A 23096-nucleotide genomic window follows, 5' to 3' on the forward strand; every position below is an offset into this window, starting at 1 on the left:
GTCGATCCATCCGATCCGGTGCCGGGTTGTCGGGTGTCTTCGATGTGCTGCTGATGGGGCAGGTCCTCGCCACCCATGGGCCGATCGGTCCCGGACGAGGCGGCGGCACAGGTGTTCATCGGCGCCGATCGCGATAGGTCTCGAGCAGGCGCAGCCAGATCTCGCTGATGCTCGGGAACGACGGGACGGCGTGCCAGAGACGATCGATCGGTATCTCGCCGATGATCGCGACAGTCGCCGAGTGTAGTAGCTCGGCCACACCCGGCCCGGCGAACGTCGCACCGACGATCACGCGACGGTCCGGATCGACCAGGATCCGCGCCTGCCCTCGGTAGTCCGGGAGGTACTGCAGGGCGCCCGCGACGCGGCCGATGTCGTAGTCGACCACGTCGACCGGCCGCCCCGCCCGTTCCGCTTCCTCGGTCGTGAGGCCGACGGCGGCAACCTCCGGGTCCGTGAACACCACCTGCGGGACCGCCATCAGATCGGCGGTGCCCAGATGCCTGCCCCACGGTTCGCGATCCAGCGCGCTACCGCGAGCTCGGTCGGCGATGACGGCGCCCGCGATCCGCGCCTGATATTTGCCCTGGTGGGTGAGCAATCCCCGGCGGTTGACGTCGCCCACCGCGTACAGCCATTCGCCGGCGACCGCCGGCACGGTGAAGGTGTCGTCGGTGTGGAGCCACTGCCCCGGAATCAGACCGACGCTCTCCAGTCCGATGTCCTCGGTGCGGGGGCCGCGCCCGGTCGCGAGCAGTAGTTCGTCGGCGATGATCCGGCCGCCGTCGGCGAGGGTGAGATGCACGGTGTCGTCCGGGCCGCCCGCACGTTCGGCGTGCGTGACGGTGGTGCCGAACCGGAGCTCGGCGCCCGCCCCACGCAGCCGCTCGGCGACCAGTTCGGCGGCGAACGGTTCGACGCGCGGAAGCAGCCTGCTCTCCCGCGCGATGAGCGTGACCCGGGATCCGAGCGCCTGCCATGCCGTGGCCATCTCGGTGGCGACCACCCCCGCGCCGAGCACGGCCAGTCGGGATGGCACGGCGCGGGCGCTGGTGGCTTCCCGGCTCGGCCAGGGGCGCAGCGAGTCCAGCCCCGGCAGCGGCGGCAGCGCTGCGCGGCTGCCGGTGCATACGACCACCGCGTACCGGGCGGTCAGCTGCACGGCCGGTCCGTCGGGTGTTTCCACCGTGACCCGCCGCTCGCCGGTGATCCGGCCGTGCCCACGGAGCAGGGTGATACCCGCGGACTTCAACCAGGCGACCTGATCGTGATCGTCCCAGTCGGCGGACATCCGATCCCGGTATGCCAGGACAGCCCCGGCGTCGATCGGCCGGGCGAGTGCGGCGCCGACCCCGGGCATCCGCGCGGCTTCGGCGTAGAGCAGAGCCGGTCGCAGCAGCGCCTTGCTGGGTTCGCAGGCCCAGTAGGAACATTCGCCGCCGACCAGTTCGGATTCGACGATCACCGTACGCAGTCCGGCGGCGCTCGTCCGGTCGGCGACGTTTTCACCCGCCGGCCCCGCCCCGAGAACCACGACGTCGTAGATCCGGGAAAGGTTGTCGCTCATCGTGGTTTCGTCTCTCGCAGTGTCGAACATGATGGCTGTCGAATCGGTGGTCAGCGGCCGGGGAGCCGCTGGGTGACTTCCTGCAGGAACCAGCTGTTGCCGTCGGGGTCGGCGAAGGCGGCGAACGAGCCGTAACTGGCACGCTGCGGATGCACACCGGCCGAGCGGTGCGCGGTGCCCGCGTGATGGAACACGCCGGAATCATCGTGGAACGGGCCTTGCACCTCGACGCCGCGCTCGCGCAGTTCGGCTACCGCCCGCTCGATATCGGCGACGACCAGATGCAACCCCTGCAGTGATCCCGGCGCCGCGGTGGTCACGCCGGTGCCGAAGAGGATCGAGCAACCCGAACCGCCGCCGGGGGTCACACGGCGCGCAACGGGCCGGCGAAGGATTTGCGTAGCGAGGACGGGCCGACCAGGGGCAGCAGCGCGGCCAGGATCCGGCTCTTCAGCGTTCTCGGGGTCCGGGTCAGTTCGACCTCGACGCGGGAGCCCGCTCCCGCCGGGACGGCGCGGAAGATCCAGCCGCCGCCCGCGCCGAAGAGCTTGGAGTCCAGGGTGCGGATGGTGACGGTGGTGCCCGCCGGATCCCATTCGTAGCGGGCGCGCTCCCAAGCGGCCGCGGTGCCTTCGGTGACTTCGGCCCAGGTCTGGCCGCGGTCGTGCACCGTGAAGTGTTCGGTATCGATGGTCGGCCACGCGGCGGGGCGGGTGGGCCCGAAGTCGGTGAGGACTCCCAGCACCTCGGCGGGGCTCAGGGTGGACTGCAGATGGAAACGGATCGTGGTCACGGTGCTACTCCTCGATATCTGATGCGGGGACCGGGCCGGTCGTCGGTGGTGCGGCGGTTCCGTCTCGGCGGTTTCCGGCTACCTGTCGAGCATTGCCGGGCGGGGTGGTGCGGCGAATCCGTCGGATGACGCCGCGGTGACGTACCTCGTGCGCATCCTGCGCACCGGGACCGGCCGCGCAGAGCGTCGCCGGTGTGCGCCGCGGAGCTCTCAGAGGTGGCCGGCGTCGATGATCGCCCGGGCGAAGGGCCGCGGCGCCTCCTGCGGCACGTTGTGCCCGATCCCGTCGAGCACTCGGTGCTCGTATCGGCCGGTGAACCTGGCCCGATAGGCTGCCCCGTCCTTGGTGGCGCCGTCGAAATCGCTGGCGACGGTGACAGTGGGCACGGTGATCGCCGGGGCGGCGGCGAGCTGCAGTTCGTAGCCGTCGTACTGTGGCTCACCCGGCGCCAGGCCCAGGCGCCAGCGGTAGTTGTGGACGACGATGTCGACGTGGTCCGGGTTGTCGAACGCGGTGGCGCTGCGATCGTAGGTGGCGTCGTCGAAATCCCATGCGGGGGACGCGGTGCGCCAGATCAGCTTGTTGAACTCGTGCCGGTTGCGGAGGTAGCCGAGCCGACCGCGTTCGGTGGCGAAGTAGTACTGGTACCACCAACCGAGTTCGGCCTGTGGCGGCAGCGGCTGCTGGTTGCCGGTCAGCGAGGTGACCAGGTATCCGCTCACCGACACCAGCGCCTGGCAGCGGTGCGGCCACAGGGCGGCGACGATGTCGGCGGTGCGGGAGCCCCAGTCGAAACCACCGAGAATCGCCGCGTCGATATGCAACGCGTCCATGAGATCGACGACGTCACGGGCGATCGCCGACTGCTGGCCGTTGCGGACGGTGCGGTCGGAGAGGAATGTGGTCGGCCCGTAGCCGCGCAGGTAGGGCACGATCACCCGGTACCCCTCGGCCGCCAGCAGGGGGCCCACGTCGGCGTAGCTGTGCGGGTCGTAGGGCCAACCGTGCAGCAACAGCACGGGAACGCCGGTGGCGGGTCCGTACTCGACATATCCGACGTTCAGTAGCCCGGCCCCGGACCTGTTGCACCGCGGGCAGGCCGGTAACGGCCCCCGATCCGACCCGCAGCGCAGCACCCGGCGCGGTGGCCGGTGGCACGAACTCCTCGGCCGAGCAGGCGCCGAGCGAGGTCACCGCGACCCCGGCCGCGCCCACCGCGAGGGCTCCGCCGAACAGTCGTCGTCTGCTGATGGCCATCACAACTCCCTCGTCGAACACACGATTCGTGACCGCATCGGGCCACATCGATGACGCTAGGGAGCACAGGGGCGGCGCCGCGTCCGTCGGATGACGTAATCGGTGACGGTATGCCCGGCGACGACCCGGTCACCGTCGCGCGAACTCACTCGGTGCCGGGTGCGGCCGGCAGCACGGCGGCGAGTTCGGTGCGGGAGCTGACGCCGAGTTTGGGGAAAATACGGTGCAGGTGGGTACTGACGGTGCGATGCGAGAGGTAGAGCCGCTGCCCGATCTCCCGATTGGTCAGCCCCTGGGCGGCCAGCCGGGCGATGGCCAGTTCGTGCGGGGTGAGCCGTTCGCCGATATCGGGGCCCCGCTCCGGGCTCGCCTCGCCGGCGCCCCGCAACTCCAGGCGCGCCCGTTCGCTCCACGCGGTGAAGCCGAGCGCGTCGAAGGTTTCCCTGGCGGTGCGCAGCGGGTTCCGGGAGTCGACCACGCGCCGCTGCCGGCGCAGCCATTCGCCGTAGGCCAGGTGCGCTCGCGCACGTTCGGCCGGCCACCCGGTGAGGTCGGCCGCCAGCACCTCGGCGAACCGGTCGCCGGCGGTCTCGCCGGCGAGCAGGGCGCGGGCGTAGCGCAGTCCGATGTGCAGGGCCGGTGAGCCGGTGCGTGCCGCGGCAGGCGTCACGGTGTCCAGCAGGTTCCGCAGCGCCTCGGTGCGGCCGGAACGGACCGCCGCGTCCGCGAGGTCGGCGAGGAAGTACGCGCGCAGCGCCGGGGTGTGGGCCGGATCGGCGGGATCGTGCATGCGGGCGAGGTCGGTGTAGGCGTCGTCGGCGCGGCCCTCGCCGAGCGCTGCCAGTCCGCGTGCCAGCGCGACCGTCGCCAGCACCGGCCGCGCGCCGGAGGCCAGCCCGATCCGCTCCGCGTCCGTGGCCAGCGTCGCGGCCCGCTCGCGGTTCCCGCGCAGGGCGGCGATCTCGGCCCGCACGGCGACGGCCAGCCCACCCATGAACGGTTGGCCGGTCTCGTCGGCGAGGGCCTCGGCCTCGGCCGCTATCGGCTCGGCGGTGATCACATCGCCGAGCCGGGTCAGGCACCATGCCTGGACCGCCAGCGCGCGGGGCAGCAGCCCCAATCGCCCGGTGGCGCGCAGCCCGGGAGCGGCCGCGGCGGCATAGCGGGCGGCCAGATCGAAGGCACCGACCTGGAGTGCGGCGCTACCGAGGAACCGGTCGACCTCGGGGTCGCGCCCGGTGGCCGAGATCTGTCCACGCAGGTACCCGAGAACGGTCGTACCGCATTCGACCGGCGCGACGTAGGCGGTGATCGCGACCCGGCGCGGATCGTCCTTGGCCACCGGCAGACCCTCCACGACAGCGAGCAGGGCTCGCCGGACCTCGGGGCCCGGTTCGGACCAGAAACACCGCATGGCCGCGCCCCACAGGATGCGCAGCGCCGCGTCGTCGTGACCGTCGGCGGCGACCCGCGCCGCCAGCTCCGCCAAGTCGCCGATGCGGGAAGGGTCTTCGCGTACGCCGTCGTCGAATCCGCTGAGCAGCCGATGCGCCGTGGCGTCCTGGGGCGGGGTCAGTTCGAGGGTGCGCGCGGTGCGCACCAAACGTTCGGCGGTATCTCTGCTCCCGGAATCCACCGCCAGTTCGGCGGCGCGCAGCAGCCGGTCCGCGCGGTGCCCGGCGGAGCCGACGACAGCGGCCCGTTCCAGTGCTGCGGCCGCGGCGCCCCGGTGCCGGGCGCGGCCCGCCACCTCTTCCAGCTCTCGAGCGACCTCCTCGTCGTGACCGGCCACACCCGCCGCACGCTGCCAGGCGCGGCGGTCCGGGGCGTCGCGCAGAATCTCGGCGAGCGCCCGGTGCGCGCGCCCGCGCTCTTCGGCGGTCGCCGTGGCGGCGAGCGCGGACCGGATGAGCGGATGCCGGAATACCACCGTCCCGGAAACGAGGGCGATCAGCCGCGCCTCGACCGCCGGCGCCAGGACATCGGGCGAGAGGTCGCGGCCCAGCAGCAGCCCGGCCGCGGCAAGGATCTCGCTGCGGGCACCGCCGTCGTCGAGCGCCGCGACGAGCAGCGCTGTCGCGGCGGGCCCGGGCAGGGCCTGTGCCCTGGCCGCGAAGGCACGGCGCAGCCGGTCGGTCATCGGGAGGGTCGCCGGGAGCTCGGCGAGGTCGGCCGCCGACGTCGCCAGTTCGATCAGGGCGAGGGGGTTGCCGTCCGCTTCCGCCAGTACCCGTTCGCGTACCGGCGCGGACAGCCGCGGCGCGGCCACGCCGAGCAGCGCGGTCGCGTGTGCGGCCGACAGCGCGGTGAGGCGCATCGGAGTCAGTCCGGCGGCGGCGAGCGGTGACGTGGCACCGTCGCGTACGGTCGCCAGCACAGTGATCGGTTCGGTGTGAATGCGACGGGCGAGGAAGGCGAGGACCTGGGCGCTCGCGGAGTCCAGCCAGTGCACATCCTCGGCGACGACGAGCAGGGCCTGCTCGGCGGCGGCGTCGGACAGCAGGGTGAGCGCGGCCAATCCGACCAGGTGCACGCTCGGCTCACCCTCGGCGTCGGACAGACCGAAAGCGCATGCGAGCGCGTCGTATTGGCGGGCGGGCAGCCCCGCGAACGCGGCGCGCAGCGGATACAACAGCCGGTGCAGCCCGGCATAGCCGAAGTGCCGCTCGGCTTCGGTTCCCGCGGTCCGCAGCACCCGCACCGACGCCGCCGCCGCGACCGTCTCCTCGACCAGCGCCGACTTTCCGATTCCGGGTTCGCCCTCGATCAGCACGCCGGTGCGGTCCCGCGGATCGAAGAGGAGCGCGTCCAGCTCCTTGCGCTCGGTATCCCGGCCGAACAGCGACATCGTGGGCACTCCTGTTCCGGTCCGCGCCCGGCGGACCCGTCCGCGACCCTACTCGAGCGAACCGGTCACCCGGGGCGGCATACAGCGTGTCCGCCGGTAGTCTTCCGCGTCACCCGCCTGCTCGGGTCGGACAGGACACCGTCCGGAACCACGGCCGGGGCAGCCATGGCCGCTGTGCCGGGACAACGGTTTCCGGACTGCACGGGTCGCCCCGAGTGATTCGCTTCGCCATCGGCGCGGCTGCCCTCGGAATCATCGCGAGCGCGACGATCCGGGCAGCGCCACCGGCCTCGGCCACGGTCACCGGCATCACACCCTCGTTCACCCGCGGCACCCACAGCTACGAAACGACCTGTACCTACACCGGGAGCGTGACGGTCGACGACCGGCCGCAGTATCCGCGTGCCGAACACCGCTATCGAGCCAGCAGGGTGATGCTGGCGGCAACGATCCACGCGATCCAGCCGAGCCATCCCACCAGGCCGATCAGCGCGAGGCGGCTGGTCCCTTCGGCATTGTGCGAACTCGCCGAGGATGCGAGGAAGAGCAGCGTGGCGGCGGCGAAGCCGAGCCACTGCTGCCATGGCGGCAGGAAACCGGTCTCGGCGGCGGCGAGACCGAATCCCAGCAGCGCGATCGCCAGGAAGACCTGATTGAAGCCGAACAGCACATTGTGCAGGGCCCACAGGCCGGAAGTCGACGCGTGGTCACGTGCGGTCGCGGCGAGCCCGAACCGCAACGCCTCCACACAGCTGAAGGCGACGTTCTGCATCAGAACACCACCGAATCCCAGCAGCAGCCACATGGTGGGCGCCGCCGGAGATTCCCACATCGCCGACGCCATACCCGCAGCGAAAAGCGTGGTGCACAGCCAGGTCAGCGGGGCGAGCACCGAGGGGCGTTTCAACGCGTCACCGACCGCGGCCAGCGCGTCCACCACTTCGTCCATGCCCTGCCCCGACATCGGTAGCGGCAGCCGGGCGCGCACGTAGACGAGATTGACCACCACGGCCGTGAGCACGAATCCGATTCCGCCCAGGCCCGCTGCGCTCGACTCGATCACGGTACCGGCCTCCCATATTGGTTTTACGAATGTTATTTTGAATATAGGTAGCGGAAGATCGGAGGCGCAAGTGACCACTTCACCACCTCGCCGCAGCTACGACTCGCTGCGGCGGCAAGCGCAAGCCCAACGCACACGGGCGGAGATCGCCGAGGCGGCTCGCCGCCTGTTCGTCACGCGGGGCTGGGGGCCCACGACCGTGCGGGAAGTGGCCCAGGAGGCCGGGGTGTCGGTACCGACGGTCTATGCCGCGTACGGGAACAAGACCGGACTGGTGTGGGCCCTGGTGGAGGCGGCCGACCTACCGGCCGATCCGGCCCGGCTGCTGGGCGAGCTGGAGTCGGCGGCGGATCCGGCGCGGCAACTCGCCGCAATGGCCGGCTACGACCGCAGGCTCTTCGAACGCTCCGGTGACCTCATCGGCCTGATCCGCGAGGCCGGGCGCACCGAGCCCGACCTGGCCACCCTCTACACGCAGGTCCGCCGGGCCGCCGACCGCATCCGCGAGGAGGTGTTCTCGAGCTGGCCGGCGGGCACACTTCGCGCCGAGGTGGACCTGACCACCGCCGTCGACACCTACGCCGCACTGTGCAATATCGACGCCTACACCGTGCTCACCGGCGAACGCGGCTGGTCCCCGGAACGGGTCGAGCAGTGGTGGGGTCACGTACTCACCCGCCAGCTACTCGACCGATGACCGCGGACTGCGCCACGGGGCACCCGGCCCCCGCGATCACCACCTCGGCCGCCACCGCGCAGACGATCGCCGACGCGAACCCCGCGGCCTGTACCCGGTCGTCGCCGAGTACATCAGGTGACCGACGACTGCTCCCCGGTGAAGAAATCACCCAGGGCGCGAGCGATCGGGCCGGGCGCACTCTCGGTAGGGATATGATCGGCTCCGGGAATGCGGACCAGCCCGGTATTCGGAATCTCCGCGGCGAACTTCTCGGCATAGTGGATGCCTTCGAACCTGTCGTCCGCACCCCAGATCAGCAATTTGGGTGTCCGGCAACGCCGTAGCAGGGGCACGAGATCGAGGGTGTAGCGGTTGTCGGCCGCGCCCGCCAGTGCGAGCCAGGAGCGGCGGACCCGCGCGTCGGCCCACGGGTCCACATACTCGGTGATCAGTTCTTCGGTGGCGGCATTCGCGAGCGCCGACGCCACGGCCTTCCGGCGGGCATCCAGCAACTCTTCGGCCGTCGTGGCGGCGGCCACCACCGGGTCGCGGAATCGTGCGACATGTGGTGCGGGCCAGGAGTCGTAGAGGACCGAGTTGACCAGCGCGAGCCGGGACACCTCCAGCCCGTCGTGGACCAGGAGATGCTGGGCGACGGCGCCGCCGATGTCGTGGCCGCCCAGGGCGATCGGGCCGGTGATCCCCATCGCGGAGACGAACCGCCGCACCCATCCGGCCAGCGCGGGCACCGTGGCGGTCGCCGTGGTGAGTTCGCCTCCCGATCGCCCCAGTCCGGGGAGGTCGACCGCGAGGGGCCGCAGGCCCGCCGCCGCGAGGCCGTCCAGTATCGGAAGCCACACGCGACTCCAGTACGTTCCGTGGAGCAGCAGCACCGCGGGCCCGTCCTGCTCCACGGTCAGGTAGCCGGCCGCGGCGCCGTCGACCTGAACTGCGGTCCGCCGTACGCGCGGTGGAATGGTTGCACACATGGCTCCAGCGTGACCCGGCGGGCGTCCGCCGGACGAGAGTCCGGAAAGACATCATCGGGTACATTCCTGCCATTGCGCCGACGGCGCCGGAAAGATCACCGATTGAAAGCGCGACCTCCGGGTACGTCGCAGATATCCACCAGGACCGAACATTCGGAGGTAGATATCGTGGCCGAGAAGCAGACTGGCCCGCGGGAAGGACTGGAAGGCGTCGTCGAGGGCGTGAAGGGCAAGGCCAAGGAAGTAGGCGGCACCCTCCTCGACAACAAGGACCTGCGCGACGAGGGCATCGCCCAGCAGGACAAGGCCGAAGCACAGCGTGAGGTCGCGGAGAAGGAAGCCGAAGCCGAGAAGGCACGCTCCGAGGCCGACGTTCAGGAAGCACGGCAGCGGTCACATCAGGGGCGGTAGCAGCGATTCCGCCGACGGTGTCCCGAGCGCCTTCCACACGGCGCGCCGGCCACCGAACGCCTGACGGCGGCCGCCCGGAGAAGTCCGGGCGGCCGCCGTCGTCCTGTACGCGGGAATCCCGGCCCGAGCCGGCTCAGCGGCGGACGCGACGCCAGTTCCAGGAGCGGCCTCCGGCCCCGGCGCGCGCACCGGTACCGAAGCCCGCGAGATGCAGGGCGAGAAGCAACAGTCCGACGGTGACGAGGGTGCCGCCGGTGATGGAGTCACCGAGGCTGGCATCCGTCAGATCGAATAGGAGCGCGAGACCGAACGCGACGGCGGCGGCAATGGCGAGCATGAGAACCTCCTGATGTTCCACCGGAACCGACGACACCCGAGCGGGTTCGTCGACTTCCTATGTCGCACATACCCGCAAAACGCCCCGGCACACGGTGGGCGCCGGAATCGCCGGGCGCCGCCTGCTACGCGGTGGGCTCGTCCACGCCGAAGCGGGCGGCCAGGTCGTCCCGCTGCCGCCGGAGGAATTCCGCGTCCACCACCGCTCCGTGTCCGGGCACGTATACCCCGTCCGCACCACCCAGCTCGAGCAACCGGTCGAGCGCGGCGGGCCACTGCGTCCCGACGGCGTCGGGACCGGCCTGCGGCTCGCCCGATTCCTCGACGAGGTCACCGCAGAACACCACGGTGGGGACGCCGGGCACCACGACCGCGAGATCGTGCCCGGTATGTCCGGGGCCGATACGGACCAGCAGAATATCGCGACCGGCGCCGCGCCCCAGCGCGGTCACGTCCCGGACGTACTCGCCGGGCCGGACGAGCGCGTCGGCGGCCGCCCGGGCCGCCGCCGGGTCGAGTCCGTTGTGCACGGCGTCGGCGTACAGCTCCGCGCGCCCTTCCCGGTACAGCGCCTGCGCACCGTCGGCGGCGAAGATCGGCGCGGGCCCGAATGCCGCCGCACCGAAGACATGGTCGAAGTGATGATGGGTCAGCGCGACACCGGTGACGGCCCGGCCCGCCAGCTGCTGCACCCGGTCCCGCACCCGGGCGCCCTCCTCGAGACTCGACCCGGTATCGACCACGAACGCGAAGTCCTCCCCCACGATCAACCCGGCCGTACAGTCCCATACCGGCAACCGGCATCGGCCCACTCCCTCCGCGAGCCGCTCCCAACCCAACTCTTCCCATGTCACCGTCATAGCGAAACGCTAGCGGGCGGCCCCGCCGCGGAGAACGCGACCAGCGGGTACCGAGCGGCGGAGAGCGATCCCGAGTGAGCGTGACCGAGCGCTCATCCTAAAAGTCCATTCAGTTTCTATAACATTCCATATGGACTGTTAGTGTGGGAGGAATGAGCGAAGTAGTGGAAACCGCGACCGGCCGGGCGGGCCGCCGTGAATGGGCGGCGCTGGCCGCCCTGGTCAGCGTGGTGCTGTTGCTCGCCATCGACGGAACCGTGCTCTATCTCGCGGTACCGGCGCTGACCGCCGATATCCGGCCGAGCGCGACGCAACTCCTGTGGATCGGCGACATCTACGGATTCGTGCTGGCCGGACTGCTCATCACCATGGGCAATCTCGCTGACCGGATCGGGCGCAAACGTCTCCTGCTGATCGGCGCGGGCGCGTTCGGCGCCGCCTCCGTCCTCGCCGCACTGGCGCCGAACGCCGAAACCCTCATCGCCGCGCGGGCGCTGCTCGGGGTGGCCGGGGCAACGCTGATGCCGTCGACCCTGTCCATCGTGCGTGCCGTGTTCACCGATCCGCGGCAACGGACGACGGCGATCGCCGTATGGTCGGCCGGTGCCACCGCCGGCGCGGCGGCCGGGCCGTTGGTCGGCGGTCTGCTGCTCGAACATTTCTGGTGGGGTTCGGTGTTCCTCATCAATGTGCCGGTCATGGCCGTCGTCCTGGTGGCGGGCGCGCTGTTGTTACCGGAATCCCGCGGCACCGGCGCACATGCGGTGGACTGGCTGTCCTCGGTGCTGTCCATCGTCGCCATGGTGCCGCTGGTCTACGCGGTGAAACACTGGGCCGGCACCGGCCTCGACCCGACGGTTGCGGTGGCGGCGCTGATCGGGGTGGCCGGTGGCCTGCTCTTCCTGCGCAGACAGTCGCGGTTGGCCCTTCCGCTGGTGGATATCTCACTGTTCCGGATGCCCGCGTTCAGCGGTGCGGTGCTCTCCACCGCACTGTCGATCTTCGCGTTTCTCGGGCTGCTGTTCTTCTTCTCCCAGTACCTGCAACTCGTCCGCGGGTACGGCCCGCTGCAGGCCGGGCTGGCCGAACTGCCGACCACGCTGGCTTCCCTGGCCGTGATCGCCGTGGTCGGCGTACTGGTGGCCCGGTTCGGGGCCGGGCGGACGATCGGCGGCGCGTTGCTGGTGGCCGCCGTCGGTCTCGCCGGGATCGGCTGGGCCGCCACCTCGGCCGGTTTCTGGGGTCTCGGTATCGCGCTGGCGGTCCTGGGCCTCGGTGTCGGCGTGGCCATGACGCTGTCGACGGACGCGGTGGTCACCGCGGTGCCGCAGGAGCGGGCGGGCGCCGCCTCGTCCATTGCCGAGACCGCTTACGAAATGGGCGGCGCACTGGGTATCGCGGTGCTGGGTTCGATCCAGCTGGCGCGGTACCGCGCGAACCTGGAGCTGGGACCAGGCACCGATCCGGGTGCGGCCGCCGCGGCCCGGGATTCGCTCGCGGGCGCGGCGGGGGTCGCGGGCGATTCCGATATCTTCACCCGTGCGGCACACGCCTTCACCACCGCGCTGCAGTCCACGTCGTATCTCGCGGCGGCCCTGCTCGTGGTCGCGGGCGTAGTGGCCTGGCGCGTCATCCCGTCGCACCGGCGGGCCGCGGATAAGGAGCAGAGGCAGCATGAGCCGGTCTGACCAGGGGCTCACCCGAGACAAGGAACGCACCCGGCTGGCCGTGCTCGAGGCCGCGGAACGGATGTTCGCCGAACGCGGCGGCCGGGTGAGCCTGAGTGATATCGCCGCGGCGGCCGGCGTGACGAAGGGGGGTCTCATGCACCACTTCCCGAACCGGGACGCGCTGCTGGCCGGGGTCACCGAACATCTGATCGAGAAAGTGTGGGCCGAGGTACACGAGCGCATCGACCTGTCCGAGAACCGGCCGGGGAAATTCACCCGCGGTTATGTCCGCGCCCTGACCAACGGTAGCGAGTCCGTCGAGCGGGCGTTCAGCCCGACCGGCCTGATCGTCACCCTGGGCACCGCCCCCCACCTCGAGAAACTGTACGCCGACGACGCGCGGCGGCTGGACGAGGCATTCGCCGCCGACGGCCTCGCCCCCGGGACGACGTCGGTGATCCGCTACGCGGCCGAGGGGCTGGCCACCGCAGCCAACAGTCCCTATCTCACCGCCGCCCAGCTCGAATCGGCACGCGCGGAACTGCTCGCCATGACCGAAACCGCAGCGCCGGACAACGGGTGAGCCCGCGAATTCGCGTGCCGGTCACCGGTAGCGGCGCAGCGGTGGGTTCGCCCGCCCTCGGCCGCCCGAGCGCGGAATCGGGGTCGTAACGTGCCGGGTATGACTGATCTGCGGGCCGCTGAGCGCAGCGGCGGGACGGCACTGCGCGGACGGGCTGTAGGGATCGCCGCGGCGGCCGGGCTCGCCGCGGCGATGGGCGTGGGGCGCTTCGTGTTCACACCGTTGCTGCCCATCATGACCGCCTCGGCCGGGATCAGTGCCGGCGACGGCGCGGTGATCGCGACCGGCAACTATGCCGGCTACCTGTTCGGCGCGGTATTGCTCACTCGGCGACCGCGATTGAGCATGCGCTCGACGTTCCTGGCGTGGTCGGTGGTGCTCGTCGCCAGTGAGGCCGGGATGGCGGCTACCGCGCAGGTGGCAGTGGCGACCGGGCTCCGGTTCGTGGCGGGGGCGGCCAGCGCGGCGATCTTCATCGCCTGCGCGGCCACGGTGGCACACCACCGCCAAGAGGGTGCTTCGCCTGCCGTGGCGTTCGCGGGGGTCGGTCTCGGGATCGCGATCTCCGGTGTCTACACCCTGCTCGCCGCCCCGCTCTTGTCATGGCAGGGTCTGTGGCTCGATTCGGCGGTGCTGACCGCGCTGCTGCTCGCGCCGGCGTGGTTACTGGATATCCGCTCCGAATCCGGGCCGGCCGACAGCGCGGGCGATACCGCGATCGACACCGGGCGTACCGGTGCCGGGCAGGCGCCGCGGGCGTGGCGGCTGCTCCTGGGGTCGTACTTCGCCGAAGGAGTCGGCTACATCATCATCGGCACCTTCCTGGTGGCCGCGGTGGCCGGAACCGGGAGTTCGTCGGCGGGCGCGCTGGTGTGGACGCTCGTCGGGCTGGCCGCGGCGCCCGCCACTCTGGCCTGGCACCGCATCGCGGGCCGGATCGGGACCGGGCCCGCGCTGGTCACGGCTCTCGCGGTGCAGGCCGCGGGCGCCGCGGTCGCGGCGGCCTCGGGCAGCGTCGCCGCCGCGGCGGTCGCCGCGGTCGCGTTCGGGGCCACATTCATGGGCGTGGTGGTACTCACCCTCGACTACGCCCGCCGGCTGCACGTCCCGCGCGCCGCAGCGACGCTGACCGCGGTCTACGCGATCGGGCAGGTGCTCGGTCCGCTGCTCGTGATCCCGGTCGTCGGCCACTCCTTCGCCACCGCGTTCACCGTCGCGGCGGTGGTCATCGCGATGTCGGCGATACTGGCGTTTGCCGCCGCCCGGGCCCGGCCCGCTCCTCGATAGGACGCCGGCCGGTCGGCGGCACTACGGCGTGCGTTGTCGTCTCGCGATCAGACCCCCCGGCCGGTGCGCTGCTGGAGTTCGTCGATCAGCTGTGACGCCTGTGCCTTGGTCAGCCCCTCCGGCACCTGCTGCCCGGCTTCCTGGGCCAGGGTGTGCAGATAGGACTCCTGCGGGCCGGTCATCGGTTCGTCGCCGGTGGTCCACTGGTCCCGGTCCTTTTCCGGCTGCTGCTGCACCATCACCGCTCCTCTCCACGGCAGAACGAGTGTTCGAAACCCGCGTACCCGGATCGCCCGGCTTCAACCACACCTCCACCGCGTTGCGTCCGCGAGCGGACGGCGGCAGCCACGGCCGCGACGGTGCGGGCGCTCGTCCGGAGCCGAACACACCGGTCCGGTGTGATCCGGCCGGATTGCGGGACGCACGTCGGCGGCCCCCGCACCGAGCATTCGCGGGCCGGGGCACCGGCACTGGGAACATCGCCGGTCGCCACCGGCCGCTGTTCCGGTAGTGTCCGCGCTTCCCGTCGTTGCCCGAACCGCCGAATGTGAGGTTGCTCTTCCAGATGACGAATACCGACGACGATCGGGCACGGCGCGAATTCGCATTGCAGGTGTTCGGGCATATGCGCGCGGCAGGTATCACCGATGTCTCCTACGACACCGACGAATTCGCCGTCCGATACCACGACGGCGACGCTGTCCTGTATCTCGCGAACCTCTTCACGGAGGCGCGCGACCGATCGCCGGAGGAAACGCGGGAGTGGTTGGCCCGGATCGTGCCCGCGCTGGTGACGCCCGCGACGCCACCCGAGAGCTGGGCGGAGGTACGCCCGCTGCTGCGACCGGTACTGCGGCCTTCGACCTACGCACTGGAGGACGAGGGTTCGCGGATACGACGCCCGCTGTTCCCGTTCGTGGACGAGTTGCTGGCCATCGACTACCCGGATGTCATCGGTTTCCCCGACGAGACGAAGCTCGCCGAATGGGGGGTGACGGCGGAAGAAGCGTTGACGGTGGCCCGGGAGAACCTGGCCGCGGTGGTGCCGGTGGCGGAACTACCCGGCGACGGCATCGTGAAGATAGCGGTCGACGAGGCCGATTACCTGTCATCCTGGATCCTGGTGCCGGATTGGCTGCTCGTCTCGACGACGAACTTCGAGTATCCGCCGGTCGCCTTCGTTCCGGATCAGCGGAGCCTGCTGATCGTTCCCGGCCATCCGGAGCTGTTGTCCGAGGCCTTCGAAGCGGTCGAACAGGAGTACCGGGAGGCGGCACGGCCGCTCTCGCCCCAGGGCTACACCCTCGACGAATCCGGCCTGGTGATTCCCCTGGACCGGATGACCACCGCGAACGACGCCGAAGTCGCCCGGGCCCGCGCGGTGCTGGCCGGGGCGGAATACCAAGCCCAGCAGCAATGGCTCGAGGAGCACTATCGGGACGAGCTGGAGGTGATCTACGTGAGCAGTCTGATGGTGGCCGAACGCGAAGACGGTATCCATACCGTCACGGTCTGGGGCGAGGGTGTCGACGCCGCCCTGCCGGTAGCCGATTTCCTCGCGTTCGCCACCGACGACGAACGGACCATCATGGTGCCGTTCGACACCGCCGTCGATCTCACCGGAATCACCCCGATGCCCGGTATCCACCCGCCACGCTTCCGCACCGGCGGATGGCCCGATCCCGCGGTGTTCGAACGTCTCACGGAGGCCGCGGTCGCGTTCTGACAGCAGCGAAACGAGGGCGGTGGCCGCGGGATCGGTCCGGCGGCGCCCGCTCACTCATTCCCGGAGTTCGGAACGGATCACGTTCTTCAATACCTTGCCGACTTTCGAGCGCGGTAGATCCGGCCAGATCTCCACCTGCTTGGGAGCTTTCACGCTGCCGATACGCTGCTTGACGAACGAGATCAGCTCGTCGGTGGTCACCGTATGCCCCGGCCGCAGGCGCACCACCGCGGTGACTCGTTCACCCCACTTCTCGTCGGGGAGGCCTACCACCGCGCTCTCGGCCACCGCCGCGTGCGCGAGGACGGCCTGCTCGACTTCGGCGGAGTAGACATTGAATCCACCGGTGATGATCATGTCCTTGGCGCGGTCGACGACAAAAAGGAAATTGTCCTCGTCCAGATAACCGATATCACCGGTATGGTGCCAGCCGTACGCGCTGACTTCCGCTGTCGCGGCAGGGTTCTCGTGGTAGCCGTCCATAACCAGCGGGCCCCGCACCACGATCTCACCGCGCTCGCCGGGCGGCAGGAGCGTGCCCCGCTCGTCCATGATGGCGACCGTCGTCAGTGGCGTGGGCCGACCGGCCGAGGCGAGACGCTCGGTGGCGACCGAGCCGTCGGGCCGGAAATGATCGGCCGGTGCGAGGGTGGCGATCATATTCGGTGCTTCGGTCTGGCCGAACAACTGTCCGAGGACCGGGCCGATACGCGCCAAGGCCTCTTCGAGCCGGGTCGGCGACATCGGTGCGGCGCCGTACCACAGGCAGCGCAGCGACGACAGATCGGTGCGATCGAGATCGGGATGATCGAGCAGGCCGTAGATCACCGTCGGGGGCAGGAACGCGTGGGTGATCCGGTGTCGCGCGGCGAGGGCGAGGAACTGCCCGATATCGGGCGCGGGCATGATGACGATCTCACCGCCGAGGCCGAGGATCGGGAAGGTGAGAACGCCCGCCGAATGGGTGAGCGGCGCGAGGGCGAGGTAGCGTGGACGGTCGCCGAACGGATAGCTCATCAGCGCCAGCGCGGTCGAGGTCATCATATTGAGCTCGGTCAGCCGCACCCCCTTCGGTCGGCCGGTGGTCCCGCCGGTTCCGGCGAGCATGCACAGCCCGTCCGCCGGGCGCCGGCGCATGTCGGGTTCGGCACGGTGCGCGGCCAGCCACGTATCGAACGCGATCGCGCCCTCGGTGTCGCCGTCCAGGCAGACCAGCCACTCCAGCCGAGGTAGCCGGTCGCGGATACGGGCCACCAGGCCGGCGAAGCTCTTCTGGAAGAAGAGCAGCCGGCAGCCGAACAGGTCGAAGAGCCGACGGTTCTCCTCGGCCTCGTTGCGCGGGTTGACCGGGCACCACACCGCACCGGCGCGCGATATGCCGAAGACGCAGGTCAGGGCGAGCGGGTCGTTGGCCGACAGGACCGCGACCCGGTCTCCGGCCTCGATCCCGGTGTGCTGCAGGGCGCCGGCGACGGCCACCGAATCGTCATATACCTCACCGTAGGTGCGTGTTGTTCCGCCGGAGGTGAGGCAGGGGGCCGCGCGGCCGAGCGAGACCCCCTTGTCGAGATAGTCCGCGAGTCGCATCGTCAGCGGTGCACCGTGACGATGGGATCGAGGACGAGCCCGAACGCGCGCAGCGTGCCGAGCAGTTCCCGATGCCCGAATGCCCGGCAGCTCGAGGCGAACCCGGTCACCCGCGGGGACTCCTGCAACAGGGCGGCCGCGGCATGGGCGTTGAGCAGCGCGGTCTGTTTGTAGTTGCAGTTGCCGTGGATCAGGCAGTGTGCCCGGCCCAACGGCCCGGAGGCGTACACCGAGTCGAGCGAGGTGTTGATCCGCGGATTCTCCCGCGGCGGCATCTCGCTGCGGATGGCGGCGGACTGTTCGTCGATGATGCGGTACTTCTCCGCCTCCGACTTCCCGTCCATCTGCGCCAGGGCCGCCGCCACCAGTTGTGGCACACCGAGCATCAGCGGGCGGTTCATGACACCGCCGAGCGCGCGCACATTCGCGACCCGCGGATCGTTCTTGAACCACACCGGATGCGAGGTACCGCCCCACGGCAGCGCCAGGCCGAGTTCGTGCTGCCCGGGCACCACCACCTGGTAGAGCCCTTCGTCGACCGGCCACTCCACGTACTCGTTCTGCTCGAGGTAGTAGGCCTCGGCGAAAGCGGCATTGGTGAGGATCGTGTTGGTGGAGGCGACGGTCGGGTGCCCTTTCCAGAACACCTCGATATCGAGGGTGTCCAGGCCGGGGTTCTCCAGGCAGATATTGGCCGCGATCTCACCGATGGTGTACATCTGCGCCAGGCCCGGGGTGAGCAACAGTGCGCGGGAGGCGAATTCGGCACCGTACCGTTCCTGGGCGTCGATCATCCAGTTCTGCTCACCGTTGGTATCGGTGTAGTGCGCGCCGATCTCCAGGCACGCCTCGACCACCGGATGCCCGTACCGGGCGAACGGACCGACCGTGTTGAGCACGACCCGCGCGCCCCGGAATGCCTCGGCCAGCGCCGCGCTCGTGTGCTCGACCTCGGCGATCTCGTGGTCCACGGTGTCGATACCGGGCACCGCGTCGACCGCCGCTTTCAGCCGCGCGTGGTCGCGGCCCGCGGCCAGGAAGGGAATACCGTACTCGCGCAGGTATTCACAGATCAGCCGGCCGGTGTAGCCGGAGGCGCCGTAGACGACGACCTGTTTGTCGGTAGGCATGGTGGTGTTCTCTCCTCGTCATCGGATGGAAGGTGAGCGGTGGGCGGAACGGGGCTGTCGCTACATGCCCATTCCGCCGTCGACCGGCAGTCCGGCACCGGTGATGAACTTCGCCGCGTCGGAGGCGAGGAATACGACCGCGTCGGCCATATCGTCGACCTGGCCCAGCCGGCCCAGCGGCGTGAGTTCGGCGACCGCCTGCGCCGCGGCCTCCGGGGAGGGGAACAATCCCAGTTCGGCACAGTCGACAGCGAGTTTGTTCCCCATCGCGGTGGGGGTCAGGGCGGGATAGATCGAGTTGACGCGCACGCCGTAGCCGAGTTTGCCGGACTCCGCGGCAGCCACCCTGGTCAGCCGGTCGATCCCCGATTTGGTGGCCGAATAGACGCTGATCCCGGGAAACGCGATCGTCGCGGCGACCGAGGCGATGTTCACCACGGCCCCACCGCGCCCGGCGGCCCCGCCCGGCCGCATGGCCCGGAACGCGTGTTTGATACCGAGCGCGGTGCCGAGCAGATTGACATCGAGCATGGTGCGGGCCTGTTCGGGATCGAGATCGGCCAGCAGGCTGGTGACCTCCACACCCGCGTTGTTGACCACGATGTCCAGCCCGCCCAGCGCGCCGACGGTCGTGGTGACCGCACGTTCCCACGCGCCGTCGTCGGTGACGTCCAGCGAGACGAGTTCGGCCCGGCTCCCCTGCGCCCGCAGTTTCTCGACCATCGCGGCGCCGCCGTCGGCGTCGATATCGGCGATCGCCACCGCCGCGCCGGCCTCGGTCAGCGCTTGGGCCATCCCCGCCCCCAGCCCGCGCGCACCCCCGGTGACCAGCGCAGCGCGTCCGCCCAGGTCGTAACTCGTCATATCCGTTCCTCTCTCGAAAGCAGGCGACACTGTGATCTGAGCCACAAAACCGACGTGGTGTGTCGCAAGCCACAGTAGGGCGGAATCTTGACAGTCGTCAAGGAAAATCTTGACAGTCGTCCAAAGGTTGGCAGTCGTCGTGGCCTTACACTCAGGAGGAGCCGGGCAGATGAGATCCGAACCGAGAAGATTGCAAACGAGTGACACAGGCCGCTGATCCCAGATCCCGCATAGACGAGCGCGCTCGCGACAAGTTCGCGGCGAAGCGCACCGAGCTCGCGCTGGCCACCCTGCACACGCTCGCCGAGCGTGGCTACGCCCATACGAGCCTGCGGGAGATCGCGCAGAACTCCGAATACTCCCACGGGGTCCTGCACTACTATTTCCGCGACAAGATCGACCTGCTCGTGCATGCCGTCCGGCAATACGAGGCGGTCTGCGTGACCCGCTACGACGATGTCATCGCCTCCGCGCACGACGCCGACGAGCTGCGCGCCGAGTTCATCGCCACGTTCTCGGCCACGCTCGTGGCCGACGCCGCCATCCACCGGCTCTGGTACGACCTGCGCAACCAGAGCCTGTTCGACAATTCGTTCCGCGACGACGTACTCGAGATCGAGGCCCGCCGCGAGGACATGATCTGGCGGGTCGTCTCCCGCTACTGCGAACACCGGGGCAGCGCCCCCACACTCACGCCCGCCGTCGCGTACACGACCATAGATGGGATCTTCCAGCGCGCGCTGCTCCACCAACTGGCGGGACGCACCGACGGCGCCGAGACCGTGCGCGATCAGCTGGATTCGGTATTCGCCCTGCTCGGCGCCCCGCAGTAGCAAAGCGGGACGGCGCCGAGCGCGCTGCTACCTCAGCGCTACTCCGCGGCGGCGGACCGGCGGAAATATCCGCGGGCGGAACCGGGTATCCACAGCAGCGTGAGCACCACCGCGGAGACCGTCCACCCGAAGATCAACGCCGCGTGTACGCCGGCGTCCGGAAAAAGTACCCACACCACGAAACGTCCGGCGAGCTGGCAGCCCACAACACAGTCACAGTGACACGCGCCCAGCTGCGGCCGCGCAGGAGCGCGGCATAGATCGGGGCGCCGATCTAGACCGTGCCGATATTCCATCCCACCGGTGGGACGAGTAGGACGAGCACGTGATCGACGGCGTGCACGCCGATACCCGCGGCGGCGAGTCGCACGGTGAGCGGTGTGGCCATGGTGGAACCTTCGGGTGCGTAAGCGAATGCACACGCTCGGGCACTTACACTCGCCATCATGAGTAGCTGGGTACTTCCCGCCTTCCTGGGGTTGGGACTCGCGGCCGCCTGCGGCTTCCGCGCTTTCCTGCCGTTGCTGGTACTCAGCGCTGCCGCGCATTTCGGTGTGCTCGGCCTGGATCTCAACGAGTCGTTCGCCTGGCTCGGCTCGACCGGGGCGCTGCTCGCGTTGTCGGTCGCGGCCGCTGCCGAGATCCTGGGCGACCTCATCCCGTTCGTCGACAATTTCTTGTCGCTCATCGGCAATGTCAGCGGCCCGATCGCGGGAGCGATAGCCGCCGGGTCGGTGTTCGAGGCGGCAGATCCGGCCACCGCGGCGATCGCGGGAATCATTGTCGGCGCCCCCACCGCACTCACCTTCAGCGCGACCCAGACCGGTGTCCGCGCGGCCAGTACCGCCACGACGGGCGGCATCGCGAATCCGGTGGTGTCGATCGTCGAGGATGTGCTGGCCTTCCTCCTGGTCGCCCTGGCGATAGTGCTGCCGGTCCTGGTGCCGGTCGTGCTGGGGGCGTTGCTGTTCGTCGCGTGGCGCGCGGTGCGCAGATTCCGCCGCCGGAAACCGGCGTCCGCGCGGCCGGTCGTGACGCAGTCCTCGCGATCGAGCTAGATCCGGGCTCCACCACCGGTCGCCCGATTCGAGGTCGAGAGGCGCTCGAGTTCTTCCATCGCCATCTCGGACGGGGCCGCACCACCACGAGCCCGACGGGCCCCGGCGATCGGCGACCGCGGTCAGGAGTCGGAATCCGGCAGGTCCTCGGTGGGGATATACCGGTTCAGTCGATCCGGATCGAGGTCGAGCTCGGCCTCGGTGACCACGCCGTCGGCCAGCATGTGCAGTACCCATTGCGACTTACCGTTGTTCTTGGCGCGGTAGAGACCTGTATCGGCGGCATCGATCAGGGTTTCGGCCTGGCCGCTCTGCACAGTGGTCAGCACGGCGCCGATACTGGCCGAAACCTGCACCCGGTGGCTGTTGGTGGTCACCGGATCGGCCAGGGCGCCCAGCAGGCTGTCCGCCACCCGGCCCATCTTCCAGGCGTCGACCGGCGGCGGCACCAACGCGACGAATTCGTCGCCGCCGATCCGGGCCACCAGGCAGTCCATGTCCTGCACACTCGTGTGCAGGCGGTCGGCGACCGCGGTGAGCACCCGGTCGCCGGTGCCGTGGCCGTATCGGTCGTTGATGTGTTTGAAGCGGTCCAGGTCCACGAAGCACAAACCGATCTGCTCGTGGCCTCCCGCCTCGTTCATCACGGCGTCGAGCCGCTCCAGCAACTGGCGCCGGTTGGGTAGGCCGGTGAGTGGGTCGTGCCGGGCCTGGCGGTGTAGTTCCTGGCGCATGCGGTGCTGTTCGGTGACATCCTCGCCCACCGCCAGCAGGTAGTTCGGGTGGCCCGCCGCGCCCTCGACGAAGGTGATGGAGAAGGAGGCCCATCCGTAGCTGCCGTCGACGCGGCCGATCTGCTGTTCCAGTTTCACCGTGCCCCCGCGCTTGGGCACCAGCTTTTCATAGACGAGCCTACGGATACGCTCCCGGTCCTCGGGGTGGGCGAATTCGTAGACCGAGATACCGCGGAGCTCATCGACCGGGACGCCGATCATATCGGCGAGCTTCTGGTTCGCGTCGAGCAGAATGCCGTTGGTGTCGCCAACGGCGATGGCCACTGCCGCGTTCTCGAACACCACCCGGTAACGCGCGTCCGACTGCCGGGTCGGCTCGGCCTGTTCGGCGTGGTGGGCGGCGATCCGCCGCTGCCGGTGTGTTCCGTACCCCTCGCCCAGTTTGGTGAGGAGAATCGACATCCGCGTCACGGCGGTCGGGCCGGCATCCGGCTCGAGGAGACCCCACAGGATCGGTGCCGAAACGGCGGGTACATCGTCGACACCCACCTCCATGGTGGCCAGGGCCGCGCCGACCCTGGCCCCCGCGGTGGCGTCGAACTGGGTCGAGGTGAGGGCTTTTGCCAGATCGTCGACCAGCCAGTGCAGGAACTGGTCGGCAGCCGGGTCGGCCGGGGCGGAGTCACCGGGCGCCCGCAGTGCCCGCGACCACGAGCGGACCAGTTCATCGTGCCCCGAACCGTCCATCACACCCCTTCGTTCATCCAGTGCCCGACACCACCGCAGCTACAGGTCACCCCTGCCGGGCATCACCACCCCG

Annotated in this window: 22 protein-coding genes and 1 pseudogene; 8 read left to right on the forward strand and 15 right to left on the reverse strand. The window is 69.9% G+C overall.

Going from position 1 to position 23096, the window contains the following annotated elements; genetic code table 11:
* Positions 1 to 115: 115 nt before the first annotated feature.
* The 6 genes and pseudogenes from NF4_RS05205 to NF4_RS05230 form a co-directional block, all read right to left on the reverse strand.
* Entirely contained in the window at positions 116 to 1597 is a 1482-nt protein-coding gene (locus tag NF4_RS05205) for a dihydrolipoyl dehydrogenase family protein (RefSeq protein WP_439956734.1), read from the reverse strand.
* A 20-nt stretch (positions 1598 to 1617) separates the two neighbouring features.
* Positions 1618 to 1935 (reverse strand): VOC family protein, encoded by a 318-nt coding sequence (locus NF4_RS05210; protein WP_232330325.1) that lies wholly within the window; start codon positions 1933 to 1935, stop codon positions 1618 to 1620.
* A complete protein-coding gene (locus tag NF4_RS05215) occupies positions 1932 to 2360 on the reverse strand; it encodes an SRPBCC family protein (RefSeq protein ID WP_063126162.1) in 429 nt (142 codons plus the stop codon). The genes NF4_RS05210 and NF4_RS05215 overlap by 4 nt, the downstream gene beginning before the upstream one ends.
* A 210-nt stretch (positions 2361 to 2570) precedes the next feature.
* Positions 2571 to 3618 (reverse strand): annotated as a pseudogene (locus NF4_RS05220) (alpha/beta fold hydrolase).
* Positions 3619 to 3763: 145 nt separating this feature from the next.
* Positions 3764 to 6466: a helix-turn-helix transcriptional regulator gene (locus NF4_RS05225; RefSeq protein WP_063126163.1), complete on the reverse strand. Its 2703-nt coding sequence runs from the start codon at positions 6464 to 6466 to the stop codon at positions 3764 to 3766.
* Between the two features lie 415 nt (positions 6467 to 6881).
* Entirely contained in the window at positions 6882 to 7529 is a 648-nt protein-coding gene (locus NF4_RS05230) for a hypothetical protein (protein WP_063126164.1), read from the reverse strand.
* Positions 7530 to 7599: 70 nt separating this feature from the next.
* Here NF4_RS05230 and NF4_RS05235 point away from each other — a divergent pair, with 70 nt between their 5' ends.
* Positions 7600 to 8226, forward strand: a complete 627-nt coding sequence (locus tag NF4_RS05235; RefSeq protein ID WP_063126165.1) for a TetR/AcrR family transcriptional regulator — start codon at positions 7600 to 7602, stop codon at positions 8224 to 8226.
* Positions 8227 to 8339: 113 nt separating this feature from the next.
* Here NF4_RS05235 and NF4_RS05240 read toward each other — a convergent pair whose 3' ends face one another.
* Entirely contained in the window at positions 8340 to 9197 is an 858-nt protein-coding gene (locus NF4_RS05240) for an alpha/beta fold hydrolase (protein ID WP_063126166.1), read from the reverse strand.
* Between the two features lie 168 nt (positions 9198 to 9365).
* Here NF4_RS05240 and mbp1 point away from each other — a divergent pair, with 168 nt between their 5' ends.
* Positions 9366 to 9608, forward strand: a complete 243-nt coding sequence (mbp1, locus tag NF4_RS05245) for a microaggregate-binding protein 1 (protein WP_063035182.1) — start codon at positions 9366 to 9368, stop codon at positions 9606 to 9608.
* Between the two features lie 133 nt (positions 9609 to 9741).
* On the opposite strand, the gene NF4_RS05250 is transcribed toward mbp1, so the two are convergent.
* Positions 9742 to 9945, reverse strand: coding sequence for a hypothetical protein (locus NF4_RS05250; RefSeq protein WP_063126362.1), 204 nt, complete (start codon positions 9943 to 9945; stop codon positions 9742 to 9744).
* Positions 9946 to 10069: 124 nt separating this feature from the next.
* A complete protein-coding gene (locus NF4_RS05255) occupies positions 10070 to 10804 on the reverse strand; it encodes an MBL fold metallo-hydrolase (protein WP_063126167.1) in 735 nt (244 codons plus the stop codon).
* A gap of 152 nt (positions 10805 to 10956) precedes the next feature.
* Here NF4_RS05255 and NF4_RS05260 point away from each other — a divergent pair, with 152 nt between their 5' ends.
* The 3 genes from NF4_RS05260 (at position 10957) to NF4_RS05270 (ending at position 14344) form a co-directional block, all read left to right on the forward strand.
* Positions 10957 to 12492 (forward strand): MFS transporter, encoded by a 1536-nt coding sequence (locus NF4_RS05260; RefSeq protein ID WP_063126168.1) that lies wholly within the window; start codon positions 10957 to 10959, stop codon positions 12490 to 12492.
* A complete protein-coding gene (locus tag NF4_RS05265) occupies positions 12479 to 13057 on the forward strand; it encodes a TetR/AcrR family transcriptional regulator (RefSeq protein ID WP_063126169.1) in 579 nt (192 codons plus the stop codon). The genes NF4_RS05260 and NF4_RS05265 overlap by 14 nt, the downstream gene beginning before the upstream one ends.
* A 99-nt stretch (positions 13058 to 13156) precedes the next feature.
* On the forward strand, positions 13157 to 14344 hold the full coding sequence (locus NF4_RS05270; protein ID WP_063126170.1) for a YbfB/YjiJ family MFS transporter: 1188 nt from the start codon (positions 13157 to 13159) through the stop codon (positions 14342 to 14344).
* Positions 14345 to 14391: 47 nt separating this feature from the next.
* Here the strand turns inward: NF4_RS05270 and NF4_RS05275 are convergent, their stop codons facing one another.
* The gene (locus NF4_RS05275) at positions 14392 to 14583 is read right to left on the reverse strand and encodes a DUF3072 domain-containing protein (RefSeq protein WP_039824965.1); all 192 of its coding nucleotides are present in this window, start codon (positions 14581 to 14583) and stop codon (positions 14392 to 14394) included.
* A gap of 326 nt (positions 14584 to 14909) precedes the next feature.
* Here NF4_RS05275 and NF4_RS05285 point away from each other — a divergent pair, with 326 nt between their 5' ends.
* Positions 14910 to 16070, forward strand: a complete 1161-nt coding sequence (locus NF4_RS05285) for a DUF1444 domain-containing protein (RefSeq protein WP_063126172.1) — start codon at positions 14910 to 14912, stop codon at positions 16068 to 16070.
* 54 nt (positions 16071 to 16124) lie between these two features.
* On the opposite strand, the gene NF4_RS05290 is transcribed toward NF4_RS05285, so the two are convergent.
* The 3 genes from NF4_RS05290 to NF4_RS05300 are packed head-to-tail and all read right to left on the reverse strand — an operon-like array spanning position 16125 to position 19651.
* Positions 16125 to 17657, reverse strand: coding sequence for an acyl-CoA synthetase (locus NF4_RS05290; RefSeq protein ID WP_063126173.1), 1533 nt, complete (start codon positions 17655 to 17657; stop codon positions 16125 to 16127).
* Between the two features lie 2 nt (positions 17658 to 17659).
* Entirely contained in the window at positions 17660 to 18787 is a 1128-nt protein-coding gene (locus tag NF4_RS05295) for a DUF5938 domain-containing protein (protein ID WP_063126174.1), read from the reverse strand.
* Between the two features lie 60 nt (positions 18788 to 18847).
* On the reverse strand, positions 18848 to 19651 hold the full coding sequence (locus NF4_RS05300; RefSeq protein ID WP_063126175.1) for an SDR family NAD(P)-dependent oxidoreductase: 804 nt from the start codon (positions 19649 to 19651) through the stop codon (positions 18848 to 18850).
* A gap of 200 nt (positions 19652 to 19851) precedes the next feature.
* Between NF4_RS05300 and NF4_RS05305 the strand changes: the two genes are divergently transcribed.
* On the forward strand, positions 19852 to 20484 hold the full coding sequence (locus tag NF4_RS05305) for a TetR/AcrR family transcriptional regulator (RefSeq protein ID WP_063126176.1): 633 nt from the start codon (positions 19852 to 19854) through the stop codon (positions 20482 to 20484).
* Positions 20485 to 20522: 38 nt separating this feature from the next.
* Here the strand turns inward: NF4_RS05305 and NF4_RS37510 are convergent, their stop codons facing one another.
* Entirely contained in the window at positions 20523 to 20690 is a 168-nt protein-coding gene (locus tag NF4_RS37510; RefSeq protein WP_157119997.1) for a hypothetical protein, read from the reverse strand.
* 240 nt (positions 20691 to 20930) lie between these two features.
* Here NF4_RS37510 and NF4_RS05310 point away from each other — a divergent pair, with 240 nt between their 5' ends.
* Positions 20931 to 21542: a DUF4126 domain-containing protein gene (locus NF4_RS05310; protein ID WP_063126177.1), complete on the forward strand. Its 612-nt coding sequence runs from the start codon at positions 20931 to 20933 to the stop codon at positions 21540 to 21542.
* Positions 21543 to 21664: 122 nt separating this feature from the next.
* Here the strand turns inward: NF4_RS05310 and NF4_RS05315 are convergent, their stop codons facing one another.
* Positions 21665 to 23023, reverse strand: a complete 1359-nt coding sequence (locus NF4_RS05315) for a sensor domain-containing diguanylate cyclase (protein ID WP_063814506.1) — start codon at positions 23021 to 23023, stop codon at positions 21665 to 21667.
* Between the last annotated feature and the right edge of the window lie 73 nt (positions 23024 to 23096).

The organism is Nocardia fusca NBRC 14340 (genome assembly GCF_001618425.1).
GTDB lineage: Bacteria > Actinomycetota > Actinomycetes > Mycobacteriales > Mycobacteriaceae > Nocardia > Nocardia fusca.

Coding starts and splice junctions, on each gene's coding strand:
- NF4_RS05260 (WP_063126168.1), top strand. CDS start 10,957: ATGAGCGAAGTAGTGGAAACCGCGACCGGCCGGGCGGGCCGCCGTGAA.
- NF4_RS05270 (WP_063126170.1), top strand. CDS start 13,157: ATGACTGATCTGCGGGCCGCTGAGCGCAGCGGCGGGACGGCACTGCGC.
- NF4_RS05295 (WP_063126174.1), bottom strand. CDS start 18,787: ATGCCTACCGACAAACAGGTCGTCGTCTACGGCGCCTCCGGCTACACC.
- NF4_RS05255 (WP_063126167.1), bottom strand. CDS start 10,804: ATGACGGTGACATGGGAAGAGTTGGGTTGGGAGCGGCTCGCGGAGGGA.
- NF4_RS05290 (WP_063126173.1), bottom strand. CDS start 17,657: ATGCGACTCGCGGACTATCTCGACAAGGGGGTCTCGCTCGGCCGCGCG.
- NF4_RS05250 (WP_063126362.1), bottom strand. CDS start 9,945: ATGCTCGCCATTGCCGCCGCCGTCGCGTTCGGTCTCGCGCTCCTATTC.
- NF4_RS05285 (WP_063126172.1), top strand. CDS start 14,910: ATGACGAATACCGACGACGATCGGGCACGGCGCGAATTCGCATTGCAG.
- NF4_RS05240 (WP_063126166.1), bottom strand. CDS start 9,197: ATGTGTGCAACCATTCCACCGCGCGTACGGCGGACCGCAGTTCAGGTC.
- NF4_RS05225 (WP_063126163.1), bottom strand. CDS start 6,466: ATGTCGCTGTTCGGCCGGGATACCGAGCGCAAGGAGCTGGACGCGCTC.
- NF4_RS05315 (WP_063814506.1), bottom strand. CDS start 23,023: ATGGACGGTTCGGGGCACGATGAACTGGTCCGCTCGTGGTCGCGGGCA.
- NF4_RS05275 (WP_039824965.1), bottom strand. CDS start 14,583: ATGGTGCAGCAGCAGCCGGAAAAGGACCGGGACCAGTGGACCACCGGC.
- NF4_RS05205 (WP_439956734.1), bottom strand. CDS start 1,597: ATGTTCGACACTGCGAGAGACGAAACCACGATGAGCGACAACCTTTCC.
- NF4_RS05300 (WP_063126175.1), bottom strand. CDS start 19,651: ATGACGAGTTACGACCTGGGCGGACGCGCTGCGCTGGTCACCGGGGGT.
- NF4_RS05310 (WP_063126177.1), top strand. CDS start 20,931: ATGAGTAGCTGGGTACTTCCCGCCTTCCTGGGGTTGGGACTCGCGGCC.
- NF4_RS05265 (WP_063126169.1), top strand. CDS start 12,479: ATGAGCCGGTCTGACCAGGGGCTCACCCGAGACAAGGAACGCACCCGG.